The organism is Psychrobacter sp. CX10 (assembly GCF_057621575.2).
The window spans coordinates 197,065-223,751 of the sequence record NZ_CM177736.1 but is presented as its reverse complement, the minus strand read 5'-3'; the positions used below and the strand labels follow the sequence as shown (position 1 = coordinate 223,751).

The following is a 26,687-nucleotide window of genomic DNA, read 5'->3' as shown; positions in this document are numbered from 1 at the left end:
ACCTTGTCACTGGCTTATTCCAGCACAAAACACCAATCATTTGCTTCTCTAGCCTTCCTCAGTGGGAAGTTAAGGCGGTGATTTTACCGATTATTTAGCACAGTTGCAAGTTTAAATCACCGCTAAGCTGTTCACGACATATGGATATCTTACGATATACTAAATTTATTTAATCTTTAGTTGACGACTCAGCTGAATCAGCGCTCTTATCAGAGGTGTTTTCTTCATCAGATGTCTTATTATCAGTATCTTTTTTGTCAGATGAGTTGTCGTCAGACGAATAGTCGTCAGATACGTTGTCATGAGAGGTATTAGCATCATCAGACGCCTTATCCTCAGAAGAAGACGCGCGTTGATCAGTTAAGGCTTCTTTAGCTTCCACTGGCTCAGGACCGAATGTCGCCTTAGCCACACCAATAACCTGTTCAATCAAATGACTGTTATAATAACTCGCAATCATTACCGAAGAGATGGGTAATAACTTTAACATCCAATTCAAATTCATACTATCGATATCAATATTGAATTGATCGGCTAAATTATCAACCTGTTCTGCATAGTATTTGACGTTAGAGCTCTGCAAACCTATGTTATTAAGCTCATTGCGTAACCCTGAAGATTGAGCATTGCTCAACAACCCTTTTGACATACCAAGGCCTGCTAATAGCGCTTGCTTCTCTTGCATTTTGCTAAGATCAGCATTAGACAAGATGGTATAAGCCATTTTCACGCCCTCTTTACCCACTAACGGCTTGTTATATACGGTTGATATCTGATACACCGTGCGTAGAGAGACTAATAACAACCACATTGTGTCCGCAAGTATGCCTGGTAAACCTGCAAGACCAGTCACACCGCCAAGCGTTGCTAAAGCGCGATTCTGGTTGGCAATATCTTGCGCTAAGGCATTTCTTTGCTGGTCATCCAAATCTTCTAGATTTTCAAAACGATGATCCTCGGGAAGATCAACTTTGCTCCATGAGGCGGCAAGTTTCGCTATTTGCGTGAATGCACTGTCAGTTGCTTTGTCAAAAATACTATTCGGAACGACTTTTTTGGCATACTTACCATAAGTTGCAAAACGCTTACCGATCAGCTGTTGTGAGGACTTGACAGCTTGTTGACTAAAAAGATTGTCCACAGATTTGGAATTATAGCTAGATAAATCAACTGCCCTATAATTACTGGCTTTACCAGACTTAGCATTAAGCGAATCTAATAAAGATCCAAACCGCTCTAGATTATCTCGTGCAATATGACCCGCTGTATCAATACCGCCTAACACTAATTTACGTGCTTTAGAACCTTTAGAATTGTCTTTCATATTTGTTATCCCATATTTAATATTATGAATTATGAGTAAATTACAAAATAAACATTTGCCATAAAAATAGGATAATCTTAATTAATTATCCATTCAATTATGTAAATAATGATTTTATTATAGGATTTAACTCTCTTAATATCAGTTTAAACAGTGTTATCAGGGTTTGGTGCAATGTAAAAAGGGTTGTATTGATATTTATCTTAAACCCATTTATTAACACTTAATCAACCTCAACAAACCTTAAATCAGTAATTTTCTTAGGAAATATTTAACCTGTATGATTTATCATCATTTTACGTTCAATCACTTGCCTGCCCATGAGCTACTACCCTATATCACACATGTCCTATTAGCAGCACAGTCAAACGATACCGCTTCAAATATTCAGACTTCAAATAATATAGAGTCGAATAATAGCGATACTCGTTGGCTTCAAAACCAGTCATTGCCGTGGCAAGTATGCTGGTTAAATAACGACCATGATCCTATTATTGGATTGTTACCTAAGGTCTATTGGCAAGTTAATCCAATTCCATCTGCACATAATATCGAACAAAATATACAGCGTAATCAAATAGATGCTGAGATTTCAACGTCTGACTTTCTTAACATTTGTTCTAAATATTCTCATGCTAAAAAAGATCATGATAAAAACTCTCATGCTGATGACATACCTAGTAATAACGCTTCAAAAGGGACTTTGAAAACAGAGACTAGCTTAATAAAAGTTGAAATAATAAAAGGAATGCGTCAGACGCCCACCCGATGTCTTAAGAATACACATGAAAGTAGTCAAAATAATGAGAGTCAAAGTGAGGCTATAACAGCAACTAAGGATGAGGTTGGCATTCATGAAATCGTAGACAGTACGAATACACTAACTGACTATACTCATCACACTTATGAAACGTCATACGCAAACTGGATCAATGAGCTTATTGAGTATTCTGAACGGCATGATTCTGCTTCAACTTTGACATCAGATAATAATTGTAAGGGTCTTGATAAGTTTAGCGCTGATCAAGATGAAGATGACTTGTTAGATGATAGCTATATTCAGGGTAGCTATTTTCAAGTTAGCTATAGCGAGGGATTAATGGGCTTTATCGGTTATGACATTGCTGCTAAATCTTTAAGTCCGAGATATGAATCAATAGCGCTATGCAATCAACCTGCTGCCTTTATGGGACATTATGATATATATTTAAAACCTGCCAATGATAACAGTTGGCAATTGTGTGGGACGTTAGATTGTGATCCTACTGCCATCAATGCTGCTATTCAACTATTACAGCAAGTCGAAGTCTTTTTATCTCATGAATTAGAAGCTGACAAACTGGCTTTGCACGCCCCTCCTATACATATAAAAAGACATTGGTCCTATCAAGAATATGCCAACGTATTCGCTAAAACACAGCAATATTTGTATGACGGCGATAGCTATCAGATAAACTTAACGCAAAAATGGTCAGCCCAACGTTCCACTAGCCTTAGCGCTGATCAAAATACCGTAAGTATAAATGATGCTAATATAGATGTAGCACCTTTAGTCAACTACTTGCCTAAACTTTATAACAATACCAAAGCGCCCTATGCAGGCTATTTGGGACTCAATAGTTATTTAGCATCTGAAAATTCAATCCATTCTAAAATGAGCTTTGAATTATTGAGCTGCTCCCCTGAATTATTTATTGTTTTTAATAAGAACGATGAAGGTGATCATCAGATTTTGACCAAGCCTATTAAGGGGACTCTACCGCGTGGTCAGTCTTTAGAGGAGGATGCTCGGCTCAAAGTCCAATTGGCTAATAGCGACAAAGACCGTGCAGAAAATGTGATGATTGTGGATCTGTTAAGAAATGATTTTGGCCGATATGCCAAAACTGGCAGTGTTAAAGTACCAAAACTCTTTGCTATTGAAAGCTTTAGCAATGTCCATCACATGGTAAGCTCGGTTACAGCGACGTTAAAGCAAGATGTTCATCCATTAACGCTATTATTTGACAGTTTACCCGCCGGTTCAATAACGGGTACACCGAAGAAACGCGCGGTAGAAATAATAGCTGAATTAGAAGTTGGCGCTCGAGGCGCATATTGTGGCACGATGGGGTTTATGAATTTTGATGGCACAGGCAACTGGAACGTTCTGATTCGTTCATTGCAAGCTGATAATCAGGGTACTGTCGCGTTATGGGCAGGCGGAGGAATTACTGTGGGATCTGAAAGCCAGCTAGAATATCAAGAGTGTATTGATAAGGTTGGAAACTTAATCGACTTACTTAAAAAATAATCAGCTCTGTAGAATAAACTCTGTCAATGTTATTACAGACATAACTGACATAAATAGAGTTTAAAGAGCCATCAACTGACTTATTCAATAAAAAAAGGGCTGTGCTACTGCCAGTCCTTTTAATTTGTTAGTTTATTCGTCAGTTTACTAATTAATTTATTTAGCAATTTTTAAACTCAGTAATTTGTTTGGTTAGTCCTGCATCTGCTTTAGGGCGTCAAGCAAACGTTTGTTTTGAGACTCTGTACCCACTGTAATGCGCAAATGTTCGTCTAATCTAGGCTGATCAAAATAGCGTACGATAATGCCTTGATCGCGTAGATTCTGAGCCACTTGTTTAGCGTCAAGCCCTTGAGGGCGGGCTAACACGAAGTTTGCTTGAGAAGGTAGGACATCAAAACCTAAGGCCTCTAAGTCTTTGATTAAAGACTGACGCAGCTTAATGACCTGTTGACACGTTTCTTCAAAATACGCGGTATCAAGTACGCTCGCCTGCGCGCCAGCTTGCGCCAAACGATCTAATGGGTAGCTGTTGAAACTATTTTTCATTCGAGTCAATGCTTCAATCAATGAAGCATTACCAAACGCCATACCTACGCGTAGACCTGCTAAGGAACGTGACTTTGAGAACGTCTGGGTCACTAATAAGTTGTCATGTTTATTAATTAAACTGACCGCAGATACGCCTTCATCCGCTTCTGAAACCGCAAAATCGATATACGCTTCATCAATGACTACCACAGCGTTTGGATGCTCTGACGCAAGTTTATCGATAGACTCTAAAGGTAAAAGCAGCCCAGTTGGCGCATTGGGATTAGCCACGATTATACCCGAACAAGGTTGACGATAATCATCGGTACGAATACTAAAATCTTCGCGTAATGGAATTTTTACCAGTTCAATATCAAAAGTCTCTGCGTATACCGGATAGAAGCTATAGCTTATGTCGGGTGATAGTAATGGACGCTCCTTTAGGAAGAAACAAGCAAATACAAATGCTAAAACTTCATCTGAGCCATTACCCACAAACACTTGATCTGGTTCTAACTCATAAGCAGAAGCCAACGCCTCACGCAAATCAGTAGACTCAGGCGCAGGATATAATCTTAATTCGTCAGCTTGGTTATGCAAAACTTGGGCAATGGCATCAGCCACTTTTGGAGAAGGTGGAAACGGATTCTCATTTGTGTTTAATTTGCATAAGTCGTCATGTGTTGGCTGTTCACCTGGTACATAGGGTGTCAGGTTACGTGCTCTCATTGACCACAATCGAGTCTCTACTTTTTGTTCCATAGTTTCATCATCATTATTATTTTAAATAGAGGGCTTATATAATTAGAAAACGTTTGAAATAATACGTTAGTCGCTGTCTATTTAGTCTACTATCAGACCTATTTTACAATCTAATCTTGCCTAATGACTATTAAAGAAATGTGACTTTATAAGTTGGTATAAAATGCGATATACCTATCAAGGTAAGTCGATGTCACCATAACTAATTAATATCGTTAGCTATATTATCATGACATTTACTCTGGTATATACTAAATTTACCTTATAAATGCATTAGAGAAAAATAATGCGACAGTTGTTGTCGTTTTACTTATTACTCCTGGTTGCGATATCGGGCTGACCGTGCATGGGCCTCAAGATTTTCCTCCATCGCTAGAATATCAGCGACTTGTGCCAAAGACTTAGACCCTTCAGTAGAACAATAAATAAGCGATGTTTTCTTTTGAAAATCGTAAACACCTAGTGGTGATGAAAAACGTGCCGTACCCGAGGTTGGTAGTACATGGTTGGGACCAGCACAATAATCACCAATAGCTTCGGGAGTATGTCGACCCATAAAGATAGCACCTGCATGGCGAATATCATCAATAACTGCATCTGGATCATCTAAGGATAACTCAAGATGCTCAGGAGCAACTTTATTGATAACGTCAAGCCCTTCGCTACGATCTTTTACCAATACCAGAGCGCCTCGATTTTCTAAAGCTTCTCTTGCAATTTCTGCTTTAGGCAACTGTTCAAGTGCGTCATCAATTGCTCGTGCAACCGCATCCAGCTGTTCGCGGCTGGTCGTGACAAATATGGACTGAGCCACAGTATCATGCTCTGCTTGCGACAATAAATCCATGGCCAACCACTGTGCATTATCGTCAGCCTCACCCTCTGCATATACCAATACCTCAGAAGGTCCAGCAATCATATCAATACCAACTTGACCAAATACCGCTCTCTTAGCGGCAGCCACATACTTATTGCCAGGTCCAGTAACTTTGTCGACTTTAGGAATAGTTTGTGTGCCATAGGCTAAAGCAGCAACGGCTTGAGCACCGCCAATCGTAAATACTTTATCCACATTAGATAAATATGCCGCCCCTAAAACCAATTTATTTAGCTCCCCTTTTGGGGCAGGCACCACCATTATAACGTCGCTAACGCCAGCCACTTTAGCAGGTATCGCATTCATCAATACAGATGAAGGATAAGATGCCAAACCACCCGGGACATAAATACCCACTCTATCTAGTGGGGTGACTTTTTGACCTAAACGGTTACCTAACTCATCGGTATATTCCCAAGTTTGCTGTACTTGGCGCTGATGGAAGCTTTTAATACGCTGTGCTGCAGTATCTAGCGCAGCTTTTATCGTCTCGTCCAGTTCATCATAGGCAGCTTTTAACTCATCTTGTGTGAGAATTAAATCTTGCATTGAGCTTGCTGGGTGTGAATCAAACTTTTGGGTGAGCGCCAATACCGCGTCATCCCCTGTTTGCCTAACTTGATGAATAATGTCATCAACCGTTTTGAGCAGATCAGTATCATTAACAGTTTCAAAAGCGAGCAGATCAGCCAGTTGTTGATCGAAGTTGGCATCGGAACTGGTTAAGATACGCATACGAAGTCCTTTGTTAAATTCAATAAACTTTAAAGATAGGGGATAGAAATAAATATAGTAGGTATTATGACTCTAATATGGGGCTCAAATGCTATGATTTCAATTTAAAATACAGTCAAAGAAGTCTACAATGGTTTTAAGGCAACCGAGTACAAATGCTACTCACGTAGGCTTAACGAGGTTAATACTGTAACTGTTTAGTATTTCGCTGATTATAGTCGCTCATATAGTGTACTAAGGTTTTGTGCATAAAAAAGCATCACTAACGATAGTGATGCTTTGCATCAATAAGTGTAATTGTATCTCATTCACCATACAATTAACTCAGAACAACTAACTTTTTAACATCTTACTGTCCATAATTATAGCTTTATATCATAGAGCTTTAATAGTTAACTAGTAATTAAATGACGTCATGTTTCTAATCGGCAATACTTTTCTTAAAACTTTCAAGAATGGGTTCTAAAAGATCAAATTTACGTTTGTAGCTCACTTGATTCACAATTAAGCGAGAAGATACTTCACAGATATGATCCACTGGTTCTAAACCATTAGCGCGTAACGTGTTTCCGGTATCAACCACATCAACAATCATATCACCCAAGCCAACTAATGGCGCCAGTTCCATAGAGCCGTAAAGTTTGATCAAATCAACTTGTTGACCTTGGCTTGCGAAGTACGCACGTGCCACATTCACATATTTAGTGGCTATACGTAGACGACGATTGGGCAACTGAGCCCCTTTAATACCTGCGGTCATCAGCTTGCATTGTGCAATCTTTAAATCAAGCAGTTCATACACATGCTTAGCGCCATACTCAAGTAGCACGTCTTTACCCGCAACCCCGAAATCTGCTGCACCATGCTCGACATATGTCGGCACGTCACTAGCACGGAGAATAAGGACTCGCACCATATCATGCGAGGTTGGAAAAATAAGTTTACGAGATTTCTCAGGGTCTTCGAGTAACTCAATACCCGCAGCTTTTAATAAAGGCAACGTTTCTTTTAATATTCTACCTTTAGAGAGTGCCAGCGTTAAACCTGCATAGTCGCTGTCCGCTTGATTAAGTAGTTCGTTGTGTTCAGTCATAGATGGCTGCGTCTTATAAAATTTTGAAATCTTAGGATAACCGGTGATTATGAATTGTCTTTGTTAGGGTTGATTCGCTGAATATTTACCCCGAGGCCACGCAGCTTTTCTTCCACATTTTCATAACCCCGATCAATATGATATATACGATCGATGACACTCTCGCCCTCAGCGGCGGCGGCGGCCATTACAAGAGACATCGAAGCACGCAAATCGGTTGCCATAACAGGAGCCGCGTTAAATGCTTCAACGCCACGGACAATGGCAGTATGCCCATCGATAGTAATATTAGCACCAAGACGACTTAATTCAGGCACATGCATATAGCGATTTTCAAAAATATTTTCGCTTATGGTACTCGTCCCCTCAGCCAAGCAGCATACCGCCATAAGCTGTGCTTGCATGTCGGTTGGGAAGCCTGGATGTGGCTGCGTTCTAATATCTACAGGTTTTGGACGTTCCGTCATTTGCGCACGGATCCAATCGTCCCCTGTGGTAATTGTAGCACCCATCTCTTCAAACTTATGTAGCACGGGCTGTAATAAGCTAGGGTCTGTATTTAATGTCGTTACATCTCCTTGTGTCATTAAAGCGCCTGCTAAATATGAGCCTGTTTCGATGCGATCCGGCAATACCGAATAGTCACAACCTTTAAGGCTTTCAACGCCTTCTATCGTCATCGTTGAGCTACCAATACCCTCTATTTTAGCCCCCATGGCTACCAGCATATTTGCAAGATCTACTACTTCGGGCTCACGCGCGCAGTTCTCCAATACCGTAGTGCCACGTGCCAAAGTTGCCGCGATGATGACGTTTTCAGTACCACCAACGGTCACCATATCAAAGCTAAACTCACAACCAATCAGACGTCCACCTTCAGGCGCTTTGGCTTTCACATAGCCATTTTCGACATCAATTATCGCACCCATTGCTTCAAACGCTTTTAGGTGTTGGTCCACAGGACGCGAGCCTATCGCACATCCCCCTGGTAAAGACACTTCAGCTTCACCGAATCTGGCTAACAAAGGCCCTAGCACTAGGATAGAAGCTCGCATAGTTTTAACCAGTTCATAAGGCGCAAAATAGTTCTCAATAGTGCTGGTATCACAGGTAACTGTATTCCCCTCTTTATTGATCGTAACGCCCATGCCACTTATCAATTTGATTAAAGTGCGCACATCTTGTAATGAAGGGACATTATTCAAGATGGTTGGGGTTTCTGCCAAAATCATGGCTGCCAATAAGGGTAAAGCGGCATTTTTAGCGCCTGAAATAGTGACTTCACCGGCGATACGGCTGCGGCCTTTAATTAAAAACTGATCCATTGAGTGTGGTCCTAACTGGGATAACGATAAGATAAACATCTGTAATCAGTTATGTTTAAGGCATTACAAATTATCTATAATGCAATATCTTATCTTATAATGAGCATAAACTTAGACTAACTAAAATTATAAATGCGGTGGATATAAAATACAAAATTAAATCGAATTAACTCTAAAAACGTTATTAAAAACAAGGCTAAGAGATGGCTAAAGTGTATATTATGACATTACATTTAACAGTCAACATATACCTTAAATCAATGAATTTATTGTCCCGCTTGTTTCGCTTCCCATTCGGCGGGTGTCAATGCTTGAATGTTGAGCGCATGAATGTCACCGCGTGAAATAATATCATTGACTAAAGCATAAACCGCTTGTTGGCGCTGCACCAAACGTTTGCCCTCAAAGCTTGAATCGACAACACGCACATCAAATTTGTTGCCTTGATTGGCTGCTTGAATAAATGCATCTGGGAAATGGGGCTGTAGAAAAGCGATTAAATCGTCAGCGTTCATACTCATTGAATCTACCTATTATTAAATTTTGGGATGATATTATAATGCATATTATGGTTAGGGTCTGTTAATAGGGGATTATAACAAGGCTTAACAAAATTTGCCTAAAACATTTAAACTCGCAGCTCATTAAGCATAGTTCGACATACCTCATAAATAAACAATAAGTGTTATTAACCTATAGACCCTATTAACTCATACACTCTTTACCAACCAGGTACCTCATCCTTATACATCTCTATATATGGACTACTTGACGCACCATTAGTAGAAGCCCCATTTGATCCTTGCTGGCTTGTATTGCCTTGCGCTGGCGCGCTTTGGGCAGGCGCGCTGGGTATTGTCCCATTCTGAATAGGTGTATTAGGTGTATTGGGACCTGGATTTGCTGGGTTGTAAGTTGGATTAGCTGGGTATGATGATGGACTAGGCTGATTATATCCAGCGTTGGATGGATTATACGGCTGGATATTGGGATTAGGCTGACCATAACTGTTTGGTTGTGCGGCAGGGGCAGGCGTTGCTACAGAGTCCGTAATTATATAGCGCTCAAATGGCGGTTCAAGCCCTTCTTCTTGACTGATGTTATTCTCATCAATTATGGCGCCATTATTGTCTATCATGTCTGTTAATAATACGAGCTCTTTTATTCCCACAGTACGCTCTACAATATTGATTAAATGGCCACGTTGGGTTGGGGTAAGCTTACCCATGACATAAACAACACCGTCATCGGTGATAACATCAATCTGTGAAATACTAAGGACATTACTATTTAATACCTTCGCTGATATTTTTGAAGTTATATAACCGTCATGAACCGTATAACTGGCTCCTTTTTGCGGTCCAACATTCAAATAATCGTAGGTCTGCTTTACATCTGGCATTGATGACACAATTTGCTTAATCTTTTGTTTGGTTTCATTATCAGGAACTTCACCTGTCAGTAATACATTACTATAAAAGCTGTCTACACTAAGACGGCTGCGCTGAGATAAAGTATCGTCTAAGGCATGAATGTTGGCTTTGGCCGTATTCTCAATACTTTTATCCAAAATGCGCTGTGCAATCGTGCGATCTGTAACGGGAACCCCATACGTCCCTGGTGGTTGGTTGGGCTGCAACGTACTACAACCCGACAAGAATGTAGCACTTAACATAAAGCAAAAAGTAGCCTTACTTATATTAATACCCGCGCTTTTATTAGTTGTAGCCTTACTACGCCAACCAGATTTCACCATGATTAATATGTCCTTATGTTTGCTCATACGTCTTTAATTTATTTGCTCATTAAACGCTATTCATTAAAGGCTATTTATGAAAAGTATAATTGAACGCTACTTAAATATCCTGTTTTTGATAACATGTGTTACATGCCCTATTTTATAGCACTCAATTATTGTAGCTTTAGTTTAACTATAAACAATAATATTATAAGACACATTTCGTAACTATTTAAACAGTAACCCTTAAACAGTTACCCTCAAACAGTTACTTGTAAACAGCCACTTAAAAGCATTCGCCAAGAAAACGCATTGTAAATCAAGCACTCACCAAGCCGATGCCATAAATGCACCTTGTATCCACTCAGGCGAGTTTGTAACGTGCGCCGCTACTATCCTATCATTTGATAGCCCCTGTTGAGACAACGCATTTTGATTAGAATGCGCTTTAGAATAGGTTATAGACTCATCATAGGCAACCACATCAAACCGGCATTCAAGATTTGCATATTGCGGATGCTGTTTCAAAAAATAATGTGCCACCTTAATCAGCTTTCTTTGTTTAGCGCGCGTCACACTCATCGCTGCTGTGCCATAAACTGATAATTTACGTTTACGCACCTCAGCAAAGACTAAAATATCCCACGTGCGCCCAGGCTCTATCAATATCAAATCAATTTCACCCACCTTAGGTTGCTGCCAGTTTCTCTCAAGCACGGTAAGACCATGATGCTGCAAAAATTCAGAAGCCAGGTGCTCATACCGCCCCCCATTTCGCTGCGTGGGAGATTTTAATAAGGATGGGTTTGCAGGCATGATACTCACTTAATAGCATGTAATATGATTTAATATTACCACAACATGATAAACTGATAGTATCGACCCAGTCTGCAAATCTAACTAGATTACGCAGTTTGTGTCATATTTAACACTTTTCACACAGTCTAGATGTATTAAGGTTTTATATGGTAGCGCACGACGACACTCAAAAGTCCCTAAGTTCGATAGCATCAGCCTCAGCTAATTTATATATCGTCGCCACGCCCATCGGCAACATGAACGACATGACGCTACGCGCTATTGAGACGCTAAAAAAAGTGGATATTATCGCCTGCGAAGACACCCGAACGTCAGGTAAACTGTTATCAAACTTCGGTATAGACACCCAAACTTGGGCATATCATGAGCACAATAGCGAGGTGCAAACCCCAAAAATCATCGAAATGTTGCAAAGCGGTCACCCTGTAGCGCTCATAAGCGACGCAGGCACACCACTGATCAGCGACCCTGGATATCAAATGGTGCAAGCCGCGCATCAAGCCAATATCAATGTGGTGCCTATTGTTGGCGCTTGCGCAGCAATTGGGGCCTTAAGCGTGGCGGGGCTGCCCTCGGATAAATTTAGCTTTGTCGGCTTTTTGCCCGCCAAAACGCACGGACGTGTCAAACAACTAGAGCACAACGCCAACCGTACGGAAACCCTAATTTTCTATGAAGCGCCGCATCGTATCGTCGCAAGCCTTAATGACATGGCAAGTGTATTTGGCGCTGACCGTCCTGCGACTCTATGCCGAGAATTGACCAAAACCTTTGAAACAGTCAAAAAATCCACGCTAGCACAATTGGCTGATTTTGTAGCCGCAGACAACAATCAACAAAAAGGTGAAATTGTCGTCGTCGTTGGCGGTGAGGTAGGCGGCGACTCAGCCGATGACAATATTCATGACACTTTACTGCTACGCCTGCTGGAGGATTTATCTGTCAAAAAAGCCGCGGCGTTGGCGTCAGATATCACTGGGGTTAAGAAAAATGCGTTGTATAAGCGGTTGCTTGAGTTGCAAGAAGATAAATAAGAATTATTTTTGTAGCCACTCCAGCCATCCGCTATATCTCCCAGCCTAGGCGTGGCGGGGGCACGGTTTGAGAGATTGCTGTTACCTCGACACGCTCTCAAAACCTAGCCCCCGCTACACGCCTAAGCTGGCAGTATACCGCTACTGTCTGGGCTAAATCGGCATCGCATTCCTATCTTTAATCCAACCATAATACGCCCACAACAACAAACTGGCAGCACTGCGATGCGGCGACCACGGCTGCGATAATGCTTTAAGCTGTTTGGGCGTAGGTCTTGACTTTAGCTCTAATAGGGCTTGAGCGCCCACCTTAATCGCTAAATCATCCACTGCCAGCACGTCTGCCCTGCCAAGACTAAACAGTAAATACATCTCTGCTGTCCATCTACCAATGCCTGTCACAGCGGTTAGGGTATTAATTATCTCATCATCCGCTAAAGTTGTTAGCGCCTCATAATCGATATCATGCGCCACCAATGAGCGAATATAGCGTATTTTTTGACGAGATAGCCCGTTGGCTCGCAACGTATCATCATCCGCATTGTCTATAGCGGATGGTATGGTTAATCCTGCATTGTCCAATTTATTCCATATACTTTGCGCCGCTGCAACCGAGAGCTGCTGACCCACCATTGCCCGCATTAACTCGGTAAATCCGCCCGCGTTACGGCGCAAACTAGGCACGCCCACTTGCGCAAATACAGGTGCAAAGCGTGATTCAATCTTGATTAGGGCTCGAATGTGTTGTTCTAACTCATTGAGGTCGTCAATGGTCATGATATCGTCTGATAAAGGGGTGGTAGAATTAGATGAAGATTGATTGTTAGAGGTTGGTTGCATAAATGGCTACTCCATAAATCGGTAAGATATCTTTATCGCTTATCAGCATCACTTATATCAGTGCCATAATTCCCTGCCAGCCGACTCTTATACCTAATACGGTAAGGATAACTAATACCAACTGACGAAAGCGCTGCTGCGATAAATACTGACGCAAGCGGATACCGACAAGCAAACTGGCAATAGAGATAACAGTTAATAGCGCAATGAGTGACCACTCACTACTCGATAACGCCATAATGGGCTCGCGTAATACAATAATTTGAGCCACTTTACCTAACAGATAACACATATTACCCACCTTCGCGATGGTGTTTTTATCATCGGTAATGGAGAGCAGATACATAAGCAAAATGGTCGACATGGCGTTGGTTGAGCCACCAATAATACCTGCTAATATCCCCGTGCCAATCAAAACTGGAGTGGTGGCTGGCAATATGATTTTTTTACCCAGCGCATTGCTGATAACATAAAAGGCGATAACTGCTGCCAATAATAATAAAATATAGCTGCTATCCACCCACATCAGCAGCTTAACACCCAGCAGACTACCAAGTAAGCTCATAAGTGCCAGTAGCCAATAGTGCTTGAGGTAATAGGTAATATTACCCCAGACACTGCGCCCGCCTCCGATGATCCATGTCATTAGGTTGAGCGCAAGTGAGGGGAATATAATAAGAATGATGGCATATTGCAGCGGGTACATACTTGCCAAAGCGGTAGTAGTAACTAGCGTTACCCCTAATCCGCTAATGCCATGTAGTAACGATGCTATGGTAAAGATAAATGTATTTAAAAGCGTTTCAGCTGACATATTAAAACAGCAACTGCATGTGAATATGTCGATTATTAAGATGCAGCTCTTTTAGACTCCGTCCTATAAGTCGCTGATTAGCGAATTGCAAATTTGATGCATGCTGGTTTACTCGCTGCGGTCTAACTACATTATCGGGTTTGATTGAATCTAGAGTTTTCAAACCATTGTCAGGCATAGTCATATTTAACATGGTTACATTCCCTATAACGTTTAGATAAGTAAAGTATTTAGCGTTTAGCATACCCTTGCTGATTGAGGTAATCCATGACATCAGGGCGTAATGGCTCGCCATAGGTTTTGACCATATGCTGTGTCCAGTCTGAGACTTTATCCCCTCGCTGCTCATAGTAGGCGCGCACTATGTCGTTATATTCTTGCAAGGCCTCATCACTGGCTGGGCAGTATTGGTTTTCAGATAATAGCACAGACAAAGGCAAGCGCGGTTTTAACCCCACCTGTTTTGCCTCTAGAGTTGGATGACCCAAACACATACCAAATAGTGGAGCCACATGCTTTGGCGCTTTGATAAGTTTACTAGCACGGGTAATATCATTTCGCATACTACCGATATAAACCCCGCCAAGGCCTAATGACTCAGCAGCAGTTAATACATTTTGAGCAAACAAAGCAACATCTACCGCAGCTATCAAAGTGACCTCCATCCAATCAGACTGAGCTTCTGGAACTACTTGGTTGTGACGGTGTGTATCCATACAAAATACCAAAAACTCTGGCGCTGACTTGACGTAAGTATGTCCAAATTTTTTACCAGACCCTAAGGCCTTTTGATAAGCGTCTTCATCTATATTATTTGAGATTTGAAAGAATTGCTCACGTAGGCTCGGCTCGGTAATACGCACCACACTAACGGCTTGGGAGAAGTTTGATGTAGAGACCGCACGCCCGGCTTCAAGTAAAGTCGTTAGCACCTCAGGTTTGATAGGCTCGTCGGTAAACTGACGCACTGAGCGGTGCTCTAATAATGTTTTAATGGTTGAGTTCATAACGTCGGCTTGGTCGACGGCATTTTGGTTCATCGTATTATGTTGCATCATTGCTGCCCTTAACAATTTACTTATAGTCGTGAGTGTGACATATAACGCTTTTTTAAACGTTTGCGTTTAAAGAGTTTCACCAATTAGCTGTACCAGCTGTTTTGCAATATTATACTTACTGGCTTTATCTAAGGCTGAAGGTGGCTGCTGGTACTTATCTGCAAAATATACCGTTATGGCGTTTTCATCACTAGCAAACCCTATATCTGAACGAGAGACATCATTACAAGCAATCATATCTAGGTTTTTTGATGCCAATTTGCCACGAGCGTACTTTTCAACATCTTGAGTTTCTGCGGCAAACCCAACGACAAACATATCTGGATGAGCGTGCGAAATAGTCGCTAAGATATCAGGGTTCTTAACCAGCTCTAATGTCATCGTCTCTTGTGTTTTTTTGATTTTTTGCGGCGCCGCATCTCGAGTGCGGTAGTCTGCAACAGCAGCAGTAGCAATAAATATATCACACCCTAACTCTGCTGATTGGGTCGCTGCTTGTAACATATCGTTGGCTGAGAGAACATCGATACGATTGACATTCAGCGGGGTATCTAAGCTTACCTTACCGCCTGCAATCAAGGTCACCTCAGCACCAGCATTCTGACACGCGCGTGCTAACGCAAAGCCCATTTTTCCTGATGAATGATTCGACAAGAATCTTACAGGGTCAATCGCTTCAACGGTGGGCCCTGCCGTTATGGTGACTCGTTTACCTTGTAATGTTTGTGGTACCAAACGTTTGGCTTGGCGGTATAAGATATGCTGTAGCAAAACCTCAGGCTCTGGAAGTCTGCCTGATCCTGTATCGCCACAGGCTTGAATGCCGCTATCAGGTTCAATGACGTCATAACCTAAATCAGCCAAGGTATCTATATTGAGTCTAACTGCTGGATGCGCCCACATTTGTTGATTCATTGCCGGTGCAATTACCACCGGTGCTGCCGTGGCCAAACTTACCGTAGTTAGCAAATCATCCGCCATACCCATTGCTAATCTCGCTAGGGTATTGGCTGAAGCAGGAGCAATAATCATCAAATCTGCCCACTTGGCCAATTCTATGTGTCCCATGCCAGCTTCAGCGGTGGTATCTAACAACTCTGTATGAACCTCATTACCTGTCAAAGCTTGAAAGGTTAGCGGTGTTATAAATTCTTTTGCTCCCTGAGTCATTATTACGCGTACCTCAAAGTCTGCTTTTATTAGCAAACGGGCCAGTATGGCCGCTTTATACGCCGCAATACCCCCAGTAATAGCAACAATGATATTTTTTATACTGTTGGTTTGCGTAGTGACCGGAGTGAATATCTGGCTCATAGGGTAAGGATACCTTTTGTTGCAGTTGGTGATAGCTATTGTTGATTATAGTTATTAATAGCAGCTGAGCTAAGATTTTTCGAGTAATTTAGTGAGCTAAAACATAAACGCATATGGTAACAAGTTTAGACGCATATTGGACAACTTTTTGGCCAGAGACCTTAATAAGTTACTGCTCTAACCTATTATAGTCTGCTAAATACTAAACGGTTACGGTGTTAACTTCGCTCGCCCTAATATACTAGTACTTGCACTCGATTACCTTGTAACCATTTTAGATTTACTTGACTATATTGAAACTTTTTTGCAAATGTTCCAATTAATTTTTGAAGCTAATTAATTTAAAAGCTTAATTTCTGAAAACTTATATATTGAAACTATTTTTTTAAAACACAATTATTTAAACGCAATTTAAGCCCATATACTGTTGAGTTTTGATAAACTACGGCCTTAAATTGTATATTATGACTATAAATTAGGGTCTGTTATACATTTCTTTAAACCTCTTTACTCAAGTTACTTATATATGGCAATAAAAGACTGGCATCAGGACGACCAACCGCGCGAAAAGCTACTAAATCATGGTGCAGAAAGTTTGACTGATGCAGAGATACTGGCCATATTTTTACGTACAGGCACCAAACAGCACTCTGCACTTGATCTGGCACGTAGCCTTATTCATGAGTTTGGAGGTATCGCAGAATTACTGGCTGCGCCAAAGCAGACGGTGCTGTCCTGTCATGGTATTGGTAGTGCAAAATATGCCCAATTGCTCGCCAGTTTGGAGATGGGCAAACGCTATTTAAATAGTGAGCTTAAAACGGGCAATCGTTTGAACCGCTCTCAGGTCGTCAAGGATTATGTGACTACGCAGCTACGCCGCGAGAACCAAGAAGTATTTGCAGTATTGTGCTTAGATAATGGCTTGTCATTACTGGATTATAAAGTGCTATTTGTGGGCGGCATTTCATCTTGTTCAGTCTGTATCAAACAAGTACTACGTCATGCGATCGAACATGGCGCCAGTCAGCTTATTGTCGCTCACAATCATCCCAATCAAGACGCGACGCCATCGCAAGCAGACATTCATTTGACTGAAAAGTTAAAACAGGCCTGTGATCTTGTTGATTTAAACTTAGCGGATCACATCATCGTTGGGCGCAATCAAACCTTGTCTTTTGCCGAACAAGGCACTTATCCTTATTAGACAGATCATATCAAACCACCCTATTAATAAGATCATATTAATCAAATCATATTAAATGGGCTATATTAGGCACATGCCCTAAAATGCTTGCTTTGGCTGAGACTAAAGTTTTAGCCAATCGTCGTTTTGAATTATTAGCCGTTTAAGGTCGATCATCATTTTAAGTCCATAGTCGTTTTAAATTTGTTATTTAAATCTTTCTATTTTTATACTTTCTGCTACTTAATCTTGTCTAGACGAACGGTTTCTAAGCTGTCGTTTCAGCCCAATTGTTCATTCAACTTAAAACACACTTAGATTACATTGTCTTGCCCAAAAACTATTTTATCAAAAACTCATTTTATCAAAAACTTATTTTATAAAAATTAATATAAATAACGGCCAGTTAGAATCAGCTAGAGCTATCAAACTGATAATTTCGTTGATAAAGCGTTAAATCTTCATACTTTGTACTATAAAACAATAAATTTTTACGCTAAATTTGTTATAAATAGTATATAAGCTTAAATTAAGCTCTCGTTATTGCTTTATTTGTGTGACGTGCTTACTTTGGCATATTTAAAATACTTTTGATTTAAACACTTTATTTTGGTTTTATGACTATGATCGCATTCTCTTTTGTTGGCTTACTGATACTTGCCATATTAATGCAGCTTCTTGCACTATTGCTGGTGTTTTTAATGGGACTTAGTCGAACAGTTGGCGCCGCGCTTCTTATCTTAGTTGCCATCGCTGCTGCATTTATAAACCCTTGGTCATTAGTACTGGGCATTCCAATAATTTTGATCTGTTTAATTCTATTCATTCCGTTCCTAAGAAAATCCTTAATAAGTAAGCCTGTCTATAATACGTTAGGCAAAGCCATGCCAAGCATGAGCGATACCGAGCGCGAAGCCTTGGATGCGGGCACGAGTTGGTGGGAAAAAGAGCTATTTATGGGGGCGCCAAATTGGGAAACCTTCTCAAGCTACCCTTTTCCCACGCTATCTGATAAAGAACAATCGTTTTTGGATAATGAGACCGAAACGCTATGCTCAATGCTCGATGAGTGGCAAATTCATCATCATGAAAAAGACTTACCGCCACACGTTTGGCAATTTATTAAAGATAATGGATTTTTGGGATTAATTATTCCTGAAAGTTACGGAGGTCGTGAATTTAGCTCCTATGCACAAAGCCGAGTTATGAGCAAAATCGGCTCACGTAGTTTGACCGCAGCGGTGAGCTGTATGGTTCCAAACTCGCTTGGACCGGGTGAATTACTCATGCATTACGGTAGTGAGGAGCAAAAACAGCGCTGGTTACCCGGGCTTGCCAATGGAACTGAAATCCCCTGTTTTGGCTTAACGGGACCTGAAGCAGGATCTGATGCAGGCGCTATACCTGATACTGGCGTTATTTGTTATGGACAGTATCAAGGTGAAGAAGTACTTGGCTTAAACATGAATTTCTCCAAGCGCTGGATTACACTTGCCCCCATAGCAACAGTGGTCGGACTGGCCTTTAAGCTTCACGATCCAAAGGGGCTGTTAGGGGATAAAAACAAAACGGACTATGGTATTACGTGCGCCCTTATTCCAGCAGATTATGAAGGGGTAGAGGTTGGTCCACGTCATAACCCTGGCTCACCCTTTATGAATGGTACCGTCGTTGGTAAAGATGTTTTTATACCCCTCGATTTTATTATTGGTGGTATTGAAAATGCAGGGCGCGGCTGGCGTATGCTTATGGAGTGTTTAGGGGTGGGTCGCGGTATCTCATTGCCTGCTTTATCTACTGCAGCTGGTGAAATGGGCTATTTAAATGTCGGTGCATTTTCTAAAATTCGTGAGCAGTTCAAAATTTCTGTGGGCAAATTTGAAGGCGTACAAGAAGCCAGTAGCGACATCGCAAGCAAAACCTATATGCTCGAAGCATTTCGTCATTTGGTAACATGTGGTCTTAACCAAGGCGGCACGCCCTCAGTTATGACAGCAATGGCGAAGTATTATGCGACTGAAACCATGCGTGATTTGGTTAATCATGGTATGGACATTGTGGGTGGACGAGCCATTCAGTTAGGGCCACGTAACTTTTTAGCCTTGCCATATCAAGCTATTCCAGTTTCTATCACGGTTGAAGGCGCGAATATTTTAACCCGTTCGCTCATGATATTTGGGCAAGGCGCTATGCGCTGCCATCCTTATCTGTTTGATGAGCTACAAATGCTTCAAAGCGATGATAAACAGCAAGCGCTAAAAGATTTCGACAACATGTTTTTTAAACACTTAGGATATACCTTCAATCGCGGCTCTAAGTCGTTTATTGCCGGTTACTTTGGGGGTAGTAGTAAAGCGCCTGACTTTGCAGACAGCTTTACACGCCCTTACTACAAGACCATTAACCGCTTGAGTGCAAACTTTGCCTTAACGGCAGATATGGCCTTAGGTATCTTGGCGGGTGATATAAAACGTAAAGAGATGCTCTCTGGTCGATTAGCTGACATTCATGCCCATTTGTTTATTATGACGGCCATTTTGCAGTTTTACGCGCATGGCACTCAGTCTGAATCTGAAAAAAAGCATGCTCAATTGGCGCTTGAAAATTCTTTAAACACTATCCAAGATGCCTTTTTTGAGTTTTATGCCAACTTTCCAAACCGTATGGCGGCAGGATTAGTTAAGTTTGTTTGCTTCCCTGGTGGCAGGTTTGTTGATAAACCTAGTGATGAATTAAGACGCCACGTGGGTGAACTGATAATGCAGGATGGCGCAGACAACCCATTTCGTGATCAGCTTAAAAAGTTTGTTTATTATACGACCGATCCTGAAGACACCACGGGCCGTTTAGAAAACGCGTATCAAATGCTGCTTAAAGTAGAACCATTGTGGCAAAACTTCAAAAAAGCTGAACACAAAGGTAAGTTCATGGGGTTAACCTTTGAGGATCACGTATTAACCGCGCTTAAGGATGGTAATATCACAAGTGAAGAATCAGAACAGCTGATTGAGTATAACGCCGTTCGTTTTGATGCTTTATTAACAGATACCTTTGATGAGCATTTAACATATGCACAGCCGCGTGAAAATCCGCACACGTTAGAAAGTGCGGCTGAGAATCTAACGCCTTATGTCATCGAAGCCATTTCAAACTCGCAGAGTGCGTCTAATTCTGATTCAATCGCTAAAGATCTTGATAAAGATGCTCAAGCCATTGATAATTACGATGCACAAGAGGGTATACGAAATAATTTAGACATAGAGGAACATACGGGCGATGAGAATCGCGCTCATGGGTACGAGCAAGATGGCGATGTTACCATGGTCGATGAACATAATACGATTCAAAAAAACGTTGATCAAACAGATTTCAATGACGCCCATCCAGATGCCGAAGCTTTAGATCCTAGAATTCGTGATGCGGAGATGACCCTTGAGCAGCGTATGGCTCGAAATCATCAACGGGAAGCTGAGTCTCGTTTAAACGCTCACAACCAATCAAATTTATCCAAGCCACACGATGATTAACTGCATCATAGTGATGTTCATATGACTAGTAACTTTGTGACCATATTGTGATAGATAGCTTGTCTTAGATTAAGGTCACTCTATCTAAGGTTAGGCGTTTAGTTAACCCTAAAACTCATTAAGATTTAAACCAGCCGTACCTAGATGGTACGGTTTTAACTATTTATTAGATAATAATTAGACGATTATTAGACGATTATTAGCTATTTTATTAGCTTTTATGGCTTTATGCTTCATTCTTCGATCTTAACTATTTATCAGTCACGTCACATTTTTCTATGCTAAAACCTTCTTCGAAAAAAGTCTCACCTGCCAAATCGTCTTCACGTGCTAATCCCATTTTTAGGATGATTAAATGGGTGTTTAAATTAGTATCTTTAATGGTGCTGGCAGGGGCTTTAGTTGTGGTTATTCCTAGTCATTATTATGCCGCTTACATTCCTGAGCCATTTTTAGATTATTTGTCAGATAATTTTATCGACAAAGCAGCTGATAAACTACCCGAAAGTGTGTCAAACAAACTTGAATCAACTGTAAGCCGAATCAATTACTCTATCAATTATACAAAACTTCTAAGGCGAGAGCCGCCATCGGTAAATAGTTTACCGAATCCTGTAGCAGGCGCTCATTTGACAGATACATGGGGGGCTGCACGTAGTAATGGGCGATCGCATCAAGGGATAGATATATTTGCGGAGCGGCATACGCCCATTATGAGCACCACTCAGGGCATTGTGCTTAAAGTAGGAACGAATACCCTAGGCGGCAATATTGTTTCTATTACTGGTCCCGGGGGTGTCGGTCATTATTACGCACACCTTGAGGATTATGGAGACATTAAGGTAGGTGACTGGGTAGAGGCTGGAGATATCATAGGTTATGTTGGCGATAGTGGTAATGCCAAAGGCACCCCGCCCCATCTTCATTATGGAGTATACACTGCATCAGGTGCTGTAAACCCTTACCCTCTATTGCAGAAATAACGGTAAGCACAAATAGCGGTAGGCAAAATATAAGACGCAACCACTGTACGTCTTAGGATTAAGCCCTTAATTACTGATCTTGATTCTCTACGGGCGGCGCATCTCGTCCTAACGTGGATAAGTAGGCAATGATATCTTTTCGGATTTGCGCATTAGGAATTGGATCAGAAAGCATACGCGTATCAGGAAGCACAGCTTCAGGGTCAGCAATATAAGGGTCTAAAGTTTCAAAATCCCAGACCCAATTTGCATTGTCAATGACATCACTATAATTATAATCATCCAATACACCAGAGGGCGAATGATAAACCCCAACGAGTTGCGGGCCTTTTTCGTTGCTACCTGGACGCAGTGTGTGACATTGTTCACAGTATTCTTCGTACAGCTCTTTACCTCTATCTACATCACCTCCTTCATAAATAGGCGCTGTCACCTGCGCTCGGTGATCTGGCGGTGTTGGTGTACAGCCAAACATTGTCAGCATGGCTATACCTACAGACAACCTGCTAAGGTTTGTAGGAAGCGGGGTTTTAAAGCTCAGCCTTCTAAAGCATAGGCTTTTAAAGCAAAAAGGATTATTAAGTAGCTGATTGGATTTTTTAGAGTGTTCATTTAATTTCAAAACACACTTTTTGGCAATTAAACTATGAAAACGTAAAGACATTTTACACTCACTATTCAATATTTATGACATGATGGTTTGATACAAGCTATCTATAATTATTAGGGCGTGTCTTCAATTGGATTATGTGGCTAAAGGTGAGATAGATTTTTGTCAAACAAGGATAATTTCGCAAATAATATAGATATATTAGCTAGAAATTAGACACAGTTTGGCTAAAATATAGCCATCTTTTAGCCCATAAATCTTAAAGTTCCAAATGAAGACACGCCCTAGTTTAAAGTCTAGCAATATGCGGTTAATCCTTAGATTGAAATTGATACACATCTATAGGGGTTTTGAAGGGCTTATTAGGTCGCTCTTGCACCAATTTAGGAACCAGATAGCCTGGAAGCTTGGCCAACATTTGCCAGTACAAAGCGACGGCTTTTTGTTGGTGCATATCAAAGTGGGCAGCGCCTTCTACTTTATCAAGCAAATGTAGATAATATGGCAATATGCCGACTTCAAATAAACGCTCGCTTAGTGCGACTTGATCCGCTACGGTATCATTAATATTATTAAGTAGCACCGCTTGATTCAAAAGCGTAATACCACTGGCCTTAGCCTGCATCAAATAGTGTGCCGTATGATTATCTATTTCGTTGGCATGGTTGGTATGTACGACCATAACTATACGGCAACGGCTTGATTGCAATCGTTTTAGCAACTCATTATCTAACCGCTCTGGTATGACGATGGGCAATCGTGTATGCAAGCGAATGGTGGTGATTTGCGGCAAATCTTCGAGTGCTTCTAACCATAAGAACAATCGGCGATTGGTCACACTTAGAGGGTCACCCCCACTCAATATGACCTCATTAACCTCAGGATGTTGACGAATATATTGCTTTATAACTGCTAACTGTTCGGTTTTAGGTATGTTGGCTTGATAGTCAAAATGCTGTCTAAAGCAGTAGCGACAATGTATCGCACAGGCCCCCGTAACGGTCACTAAAATACGTGATTGGTATTTATGTAGTAAACCTTGAATAGGGTTCATCTCATTTTCTGCAAGCGGATCTGTCACAAATCCAGTTATCTTTGTTAATTCGCGAGGATCTGGCAAAACTTGACGTAATAAGGGATCGTTTATATTGCCAAGCTGCATTTTTTTGACAAAATCTCTTGGTACTCTTAGTTTAAATGCATGGGGTAATTCCCAGGTACTTGGTATATCAGGGCTTTGCATCGTTTCAGAGTTACTGGTTATCTCAGAGCTATCCGACAGTAAAGAACGATACGGCGCATAAAGCTCATTTTTGTATTCGCTCAAATTTAGCAGCGACAATAGAGTATCGACGTCAGTAATTACATCCGCTAACTTAGCTTGCCAAGTGCTTTTTTCTGCGTTTGGGGCGGATCCCCATTGTTTTACACTGATTGCATGCTTGATATCACTAGTGTTTGCGGTGTAAATCGGTATTTTCAGGTTTGTTTGTTTGTTCAAATGGTTTATCATGGAGCGTATTATAAATGATTATGAGTTTTAAATTTAATTAGTATCAGGAGCAATATTGTGGCAAGTTTTTCAACCAACGAATTTAAAGCTGGCCTAAAGGTTATGTATGACGGCCACCCTTGTGCAATCATTGAAAATGAATTTGTAAAACCAGGTAAAGGTCAGGCATTCAACCGTGTCAAACTGCGTAACTTGCGTACCGGTAAAGTTTTGGAACAAACCTTCAAATCAGGTGAAAGTCTAGAAGCGGCAGACGTTGTAGATACCGAAATGAACTATTTATATAATGATGGTGAGTTTTGGCATTTTATGCACCCAGAAACCTATGAGCAGCTTCAGGCAGATGCTACTGCAATGGAAGATGCGAAGCAATGGTTAAAAGAAAACGGTAACGATTTATGTACCATCACTTTGTTCAATGGTGTGCCGTTGTCTGTTACTGCTCCAAACTTTGTTGAGCTTGAAATAGTAGAGACAGATCCAGGTGTGCGCGGTGATACATCTGGCGGGGGCGGCAAGCCTGCCACGCTTGAAACAGGCGCCACCGTTCGCGTGCCTTTATTTGTTCAGCAAAACGAAGTGGTTCGCGTAGATACTCGTACAGGGGATTACCAAACTCGAGTTCAGTAGGCTTAAAACTCATTGATAAGTTAATGATGTCAGGTTTTAAAATTTAAAGCCGTAATTGATGGTCAGATTCTAAAACTGGTACTGGTTAAGGGTAGTCAATATTACTACCACGAAATCACAGTATATGAATCTGACTTTTTTATGCGCAAGCCATCTCTAATGTTTAAACTGCATTGATTATCAGTTCTTCTACTATGATTAACAGCTTCTCTAAATCGCTTAAAATTCTTGAATTATCACCCTTTTATATTGAAGATTATTAATTATGTCCTATCCTCTTTTATTACTTATTGTCAGTATGTTGGTTATCGTGCCAACGGCGTTTGTCGTTAGAAAAAAGTCGTCACAGAATTTGCTAGCGAATAAGAATAAGGGGCAACAACATATCGGATATAAAGGCAGCTCTGGACAGCCTACGAAAGCAACTGCCCAGCAACTACAAATTGCAGAGACTATTGATCGTTATCGTAGACATCCTTCATTACCCATCAGTTTTAGACAATTACTGGGTAAAATTCATGCACAATATGTAACTTTAAATAGTGTAAATTTAGCACCTGACCAGCGTTTCACTGTGGATAAACTGGCCAGCACCCGCCTTCCTGAAATATTAGACGACTATCTAAAACTAGAGATCGATTACGCTGAAAACACCATTATTGATAGTGAACATGACCTTACGAGTAAAGACGTTACCTATGGTCAACTCTCATCTATGCTAGATTTTATGGTGCGTTCTCAAAACGATGGACAAGCACAAGTTGCGAGCAACATTTTAGCCAATCGTAATTATCTACAAACCGTATATGGTGAATTCCATCAAGGCGAAGATGCAGGCCCTGGTCAACAAACCATAAAAGCACCAGAACATTCACAAAGTAGTGAATTAGACCAACCTACTGAACAATCTCTACTTGAGCGCGGCAAAGATTATTTGAAAGACTGCGATAATGCAGTCAATTTGACCCCTTCGGCACATCAATTTTCAAGCATGCAACCCAACTTGACGTCCAATTCTACCTCTCATTCTCTGTCAAATGATTCTAGCGACGATTCAAATGATAATGCTCAGACCGATCGAATAGCTCAAACCGCTCAGAAAGCGGACAGCCATTTAGCCCTTAGTCAATATACCTCAGCTTTGGGAGAGTCGATCATCAAGCAGCTTGGTACGCTAACGCTAACTGCTGAACAAACCAAGACGTATAGCGATGCGCTTTTAAGCGATCCTTTGCCATTAAGCTCATTTAACGACATTCTTACCAGAGCCCTCCCTGACCTGCTTCGTGCCAGTCTAAATGATCAGATTTTGCAACCATCTAAAGCAGCTAAAGATGGTGAAACCCAAGCACATATTGAGTTATCAGAAAGCCAGCAACAACTCTTAACGCAAAAAATATCACGTGTTCAACAACTGCTTAACGACTGCTTAATCCGATTAAAACGCACTGCGAAACAGCAATATGAAACTGGGACTATCCCATCCGATACGCTACAGTCGCTACACACCACCTTAAAAAGCAAAGTTTCACAAGCTCAGTACTTACTCGATAATGGCTTTTTTAAACTTTGAACGCTTTTTACTGGCTGTCGCTTTTATTTATTAACGTGGATTAAATACAACATTGAGGTATAGTCAGCTAAATACTAAACGGTTGCGGTGTTAACCACGCTTGCCCTA

The 26,687-nt window shown here is 41.1% G+C and carries 21 protein-coding genes and 1 pseudogene; 7 read left to right on the top strand and 15 right to left on the bottom strand.

What is annotated here, in order from left to right; genetic code table 11:
• Window positions 1-169: 169 nt before the first annotated feature.
• Complete coding sequence (locus AC21OH_RS00960) at window positions 170-1,324, bottom strand: EcsC family protein (protein WP_487369741.1); 1,155 nt, start codon at window positions 1,322-1,324, stop codon at window positions 170-172.
• Window positions 1,325-2,228: 904 nt separating this feature from the next.
• Between AC21OH_RS00960 and AC21OH_RS00955 the strand changes: the two are divergent.
• Window positions 2,229-3,617: pseudogene (locus AC21OH_RS00955) on the top strand (anthranilate synthase component I family protein); the annotation flags it as partial.
• Window positions 3,618-3,809: 192 nt separating this feature from the next.
• Here the strand turns inward: AC21OH_RS00955 and hisC are convergent.
• The 7 genes from hisC to AC21OH_RS00920 form a co-directional block, all read right to left on the bottom strand.
• Window positions 3,810-4,910: a histidinol-phosphate transaminase gene (gene hisC, locus AC21OH_RS00950; RefSeq protein WP_486534560.1), complete on the bottom strand. Its 1,101-nt coding sequence runs from the start codon at window positions 4,908-4,910 to the stop codon at window positions 3,810-3,812.
• 313 nt (window positions 4,911-5,223) lie between these two features.
• On the bottom strand, window positions 5,224-6,522 hold the full coding sequence (gene hisD, locus AC21OH_RS00945; RefSeq protein ID WP_487369740.1) for a histidinol dehydrogenase: 1,299 nt from the start codon (window positions 6,520-6,522) through the stop codon (window positions 5,224-5,226).
• A gap of 421 nt (window positions 6,523-6,943) precedes the next feature.
• A complete protein-coding gene (gene hisG, locus AC21OH_RS00940; RefSeq protein ID WP_487369739.1) occupies window positions 6,944-7,615 on the bottom strand; it encodes an ATP phosphoribosyltransferase in 672 nt (223 codons plus the stop codon).
• A gap of 47 nt (window positions 7,616-7,662) precedes the next feature.
• Window positions 7,663-8,940 (bottom strand): UDP-N-acetylglucosamine 1-carboxyvinyltransferase, encoded by a 1,278-nt coding sequence (gene murA / locus AC21OH_RS00935; protein ID WP_487369737.1) that lies wholly within the window; start codon window positions 8,938-8,940, stop codon window positions 7,663-7,665.
• A 266-nt stretch (window positions 8,941-9,206) separates the two neighbouring features.
• Window positions 9,207-9,461, bottom strand: coding sequence for a BolA family protein (locus tag AC21OH_RS00930; protein WP_486534564.1), 255 nt, complete (start codon window positions 9,459-9,461; stop codon window positions 9,207-9,209).
• A gap of 200 nt (window positions 9,462-9,661) precedes the next feature.
• A complete protein-coding gene (locus AC21OH_RS00925; protein ID WP_491139891.1) occupies window positions 9,662-10,615 on the bottom strand; it encodes a BON domain-containing protein in 954 nt (317 codons plus the stop codon).
• Window positions 10,616-11,005: 390 nt separating this feature from the next.
• Window positions 11,006-11,494, bottom strand: a complete 489-nt coding sequence (locus tag AC21OH_RS00920; protein ID WP_487369732.1) for a YraN family protein — start codon at window positions 11,492-11,494, stop codon at window positions 11,006-11,008.
• 149 nt (window positions 11,495-11,643) lie between these two features.
• Between AC21OH_RS00920 and rsmI the strand changes: the two genes are divergently transcribed.
• A complete protein-coding gene (rsmI, locus tag AC21OH_RS00915; protein WP_487369730.1) occupies window positions 11,644-12,531 on the top strand; it encodes a 16S rRNA (cytidine(1402)-2'-O)-methyltransferase in 888 nt (295 codons plus the stop codon).
• 153 nt (window positions 12,532-12,684) lie between these two features.
• On the opposite strand, the gene AC21OH_RS00910 is transcribed toward rsmI, so the two are convergent.
• The 5 genes from AC21OH_RS00910 to coaBC form a co-directional block, all read right to left on the bottom strand.
• Window positions 12,685-13,371 carry a DNA-3-methyladenine glycosylase family protein gene (locus AC21OH_RS00910; RefSeq protein WP_487369729.1) on the bottom strand — a complete coding sequence of 229 codons (687 nt, stop codon included), beginning with the start codon at window positions 13,369-13,371 and terminating at the stop codon, window positions 12,685-12,687.
• 52 nt (window positions 13,372-13,423) lie between these two features.
• Window positions 13,424-14,185 carry a sulfite exporter TauE/SafE family protein gene (locus tag AC21OH_RS00905; RefSeq protein WP_487369727.1) on the bottom strand — a complete coding sequence of 254 codons (762 nt, stop codon included), beginning with the start codon at window positions 14,183-14,185 and terminating at the stop codon, window positions 13,424-13,426.
• A 1-nt stretch (window position 14,186) separates the two neighbouring features.
• On the bottom strand, window positions 14,187-14,378 hold the full coding sequence (locus tag AC21OH_RS00900) for a hypothetical protein (RefSeq protein WP_487369725.1): 192 nt from the start codon (window positions 14,376-14,378) through the stop codon (window positions 14,187-14,189).
• A 37-nt stretch (window positions 14,379-14,415) separates the two neighbouring features.
• A complete protein-coding gene (gene nfsA / locus AC21OH_RS00895; protein WP_487369723.1) occupies window positions 14,416-15,243 on the bottom strand; it encodes an oxygen-insensitive NADPH nitroreductase in 828 nt (275 codons plus the stop codon).
• Window positions 15,244-15,309: 66 nt separating this feature from the next.
• Window positions 15,310-16,557 (bottom strand): bifunctional phosphopantothenoylcysteine decarboxylase/phosphopantothenate--cysteine ligase CoaBC, encoded by a 1,248-nt coding sequence (coaBC, locus tag AC21OH_RS00890; protein ID WP_487369721.1) that lies wholly within the window; start codon window positions 16,555-16,557, stop codon window positions 15,310-15,312.
• A gap of 526 nt (window positions 16,558-17,083) precedes the next feature.
• Here coaBC and radC point away from each other — a divergent pair.
• The 3 genes from radC (at window position 17,084) to AC21OH_RS00875 (ending at window position 22,253) form a co-directional block, all read left to right on the top strand.
• A complete protein-coding gene (radC, locus tag AC21OH_RS00885; protein ID WP_487369719.1) occupies window positions 17,084-17,764 on the top strand; it encodes a RadC family protein in 681 nt (226 codons plus the stop codon).
• Between the two features lie 602 nt (window positions 17,765-18,366).
• Window positions 18,367-21,270 (top strand): acyl-CoA dehydrogenase, encoded by a 2,904-nt coding sequence (locus tag AC21OH_RS00880; protein WP_487369717.1) that lies wholly within the window; start codon window positions 18,367-18,369, stop codon window positions 21,268-21,270.
• A gap of 359 nt (window positions 21,271-21,629) precedes the next feature.
• Window positions 21,630-22,253 (top strand): M23 family metallopeptidase, encoded by a 624-nt coding sequence (locus tag AC21OH_RS00875; protein WP_487369715.1) that lies wholly within the window; start codon window positions 21,630-21,632, stop codon window positions 22,251-22,253.
• A gap of 70 nt (window positions 22,254-22,323) precedes the next feature.
• Here AC21OH_RS00875 and AC21OH_RS00870 read toward each other — a convergent pair whose 3' ends face one another.
• Both AC21OH_RS00870 and epmB read right to left on the bottom strand, forming a co-directional pair.
• Window positions 22,324-22,917 carry a c-type cytochrome gene (locus AC21OH_RS00870; protein WP_487369713.1) on the bottom strand — a complete coding sequence of 198 codons (594 nt, stop codon included), beginning with the start codon at window positions 22,915-22,917 and terminating at the stop codon, window positions 22,324-22,326.
• A 256-nt stretch (window positions 22,918-23,173) separates the two neighbouring features.
• Window positions 23,174-24,376 (bottom strand): EF-P beta-lysylation protein EpmB, encoded by a 1,203-nt coding sequence (gene epmB, locus AC21OH_RS00865; RefSeq protein ID WP_487369711.1) that lies wholly within the window; start codon window positions 24,374-24,376, stop codon window positions 23,174-23,176.
• Between the two features lie 57 nt (window positions 24,377-24,433).
• On the opposite strand from epmB, the gene efp reads away from it, so the two are divergent.
• Both efp and AC21OH_RS00855 read left to right on the top strand, forming a co-directional pair.
• Window positions 24,434-25,006, top strand: a complete 573-nt coding sequence (gene efp, locus AC21OH_RS00860; protein WP_486534580.1) for an elongation factor P — start codon at window positions 24,434-24,436, stop codon at window positions 25,004-25,006.
• A gap of 265 nt (window positions 25,007-25,271) precedes the next feature.
• Complete coding sequence (locus AC21OH_RS00855; RefSeq protein ID WP_487369708.1) at window positions 25,272-26,579, top strand: hypothetical protein; 1,308 nt, start codon at window positions 25,272-25,274, stop codon at window positions 26,577-26,579.
• Window positions 26,580-26,687 lie beyond the last annotated feature (108 nt).

Coding starts and splice junctions, on each gene's coding strand:
- epmB (WP_487369711.1), bottom strand. CDS start 24,376: ATGATAAACCATTTGAACAAACAAACAAACCTGAAAATACCGATTTAC.
- hisC (WP_486534560.1), bottom strand. CDS start 4,910: ATGGAACAAAAAGTAGAGACTCGATTGTGGTCAATGAGAGCACGTAAC.
- nfsA (WP_487369723.1), bottom strand. CDS start 15,243: ATGATGCAACATAATACGATGAACCAAAATGCCGTCGACCAAGCCGAC.
- hisG (WP_487369739.1), bottom strand. CDS start 7,615: ATGACTGAACACAACGAACTACTTAATCAAGCGGACAGCGACTATGCA.
- AC21OH_RS00920 (WP_487369732.1), bottom strand. CDS start 11,494: ATGCCTGCAAACCCATCCTTATTAAAATCTCCCACGCAGCGAAATGGG.
- AC21OH_RS00855 (WP_487369708.1), top strand. CDS start 25,272: ATGTCCTATCCTCTTTTATTACTTATTGTCAGTATGTTGGTTATCGTG.
- AC21OH_RS00880 (WP_487369717.1), top strand. CDS start 18,367: ATGATCGCATTCTCTTTTGTTGGCTTACTGATACTTGCCATATTAATG.
- murA (WP_487369737.1), bottom strand. CDS start 8,940: ATGGATCAGTTTTTAATTAAAGGCCGCAGCCGTATCGCCGGTGAAGTC.
- AC21OH_RS00870 (WP_487369713.1), bottom strand. CDS start 22,917: ATGTCTTTACGTTTTCATAGTTTAATTGCCAAAAAGTGTGTTTTGAAA.
- AC21OH_RS00905 (WP_487369727.1), bottom strand. CDS start 14,185: ATGTCAGCTGAAACGCTTTTAAATACATTTATCTTTACCATAGCATCG.
- AC21OH_RS00930 (WP_486534564.1), bottom strand. CDS start 9,461: ATGAGTATGAACGCTGACGATTTAATCGCTTTTCTACAGCCCCATTTC.
- AC21OH_RS00925 (WP_491139891.1), bottom strand. CDS start 10,615: ATGTTAAGTGCTACATTCTTGTCGGGTTGTAGTACGTTGCAGCCCAAC.
- hisD (WP_487369740.1), bottom strand. CDS start 6,522: ATGCGTATCTTAACCAGTTCCGATGCCAACTTCGATCAACAACTGGCT.
- rsmI (WP_487369730.1), top strand. CDS start 11,644: ATGGTAGCGCACGACGACACTCAAAAGTCCCTAAGTTCGATAGCATCA.
- AC21OH_RS00910 (WP_487369729.1), bottom strand. CDS start 13,371: ATGCAACCAACCTCTAACAATCAATCTTCATCTAATTCTACCACCCCT.
- radC (WP_487369719.1), top strand. CDS start 17,084: ATGGCAATAAAAGACTGGCATCAGGACGACCAACCGCGCGAAAAGCTA.
- coaBC (WP_487369721.1), bottom strand. CDS start 16,557: ATGAGCCAGATATTCACTCCGGTCACTACGCAAACCAACAGTATAAAA.
- AC21OH_RS00960 (WP_487369741.1), bottom strand. CDS start 1,324: ATGAAAGACAATTCTAAAGGTTCTAAAGCACGTAAATTAGTGTTAGGC.
- AC21OH_RS00900 (WP_487369725.1), bottom strand. CDS start 14,378: ATGTTAAATATGACTATGCCTGACAATGGTTTGAAAACTCTAGATTCA.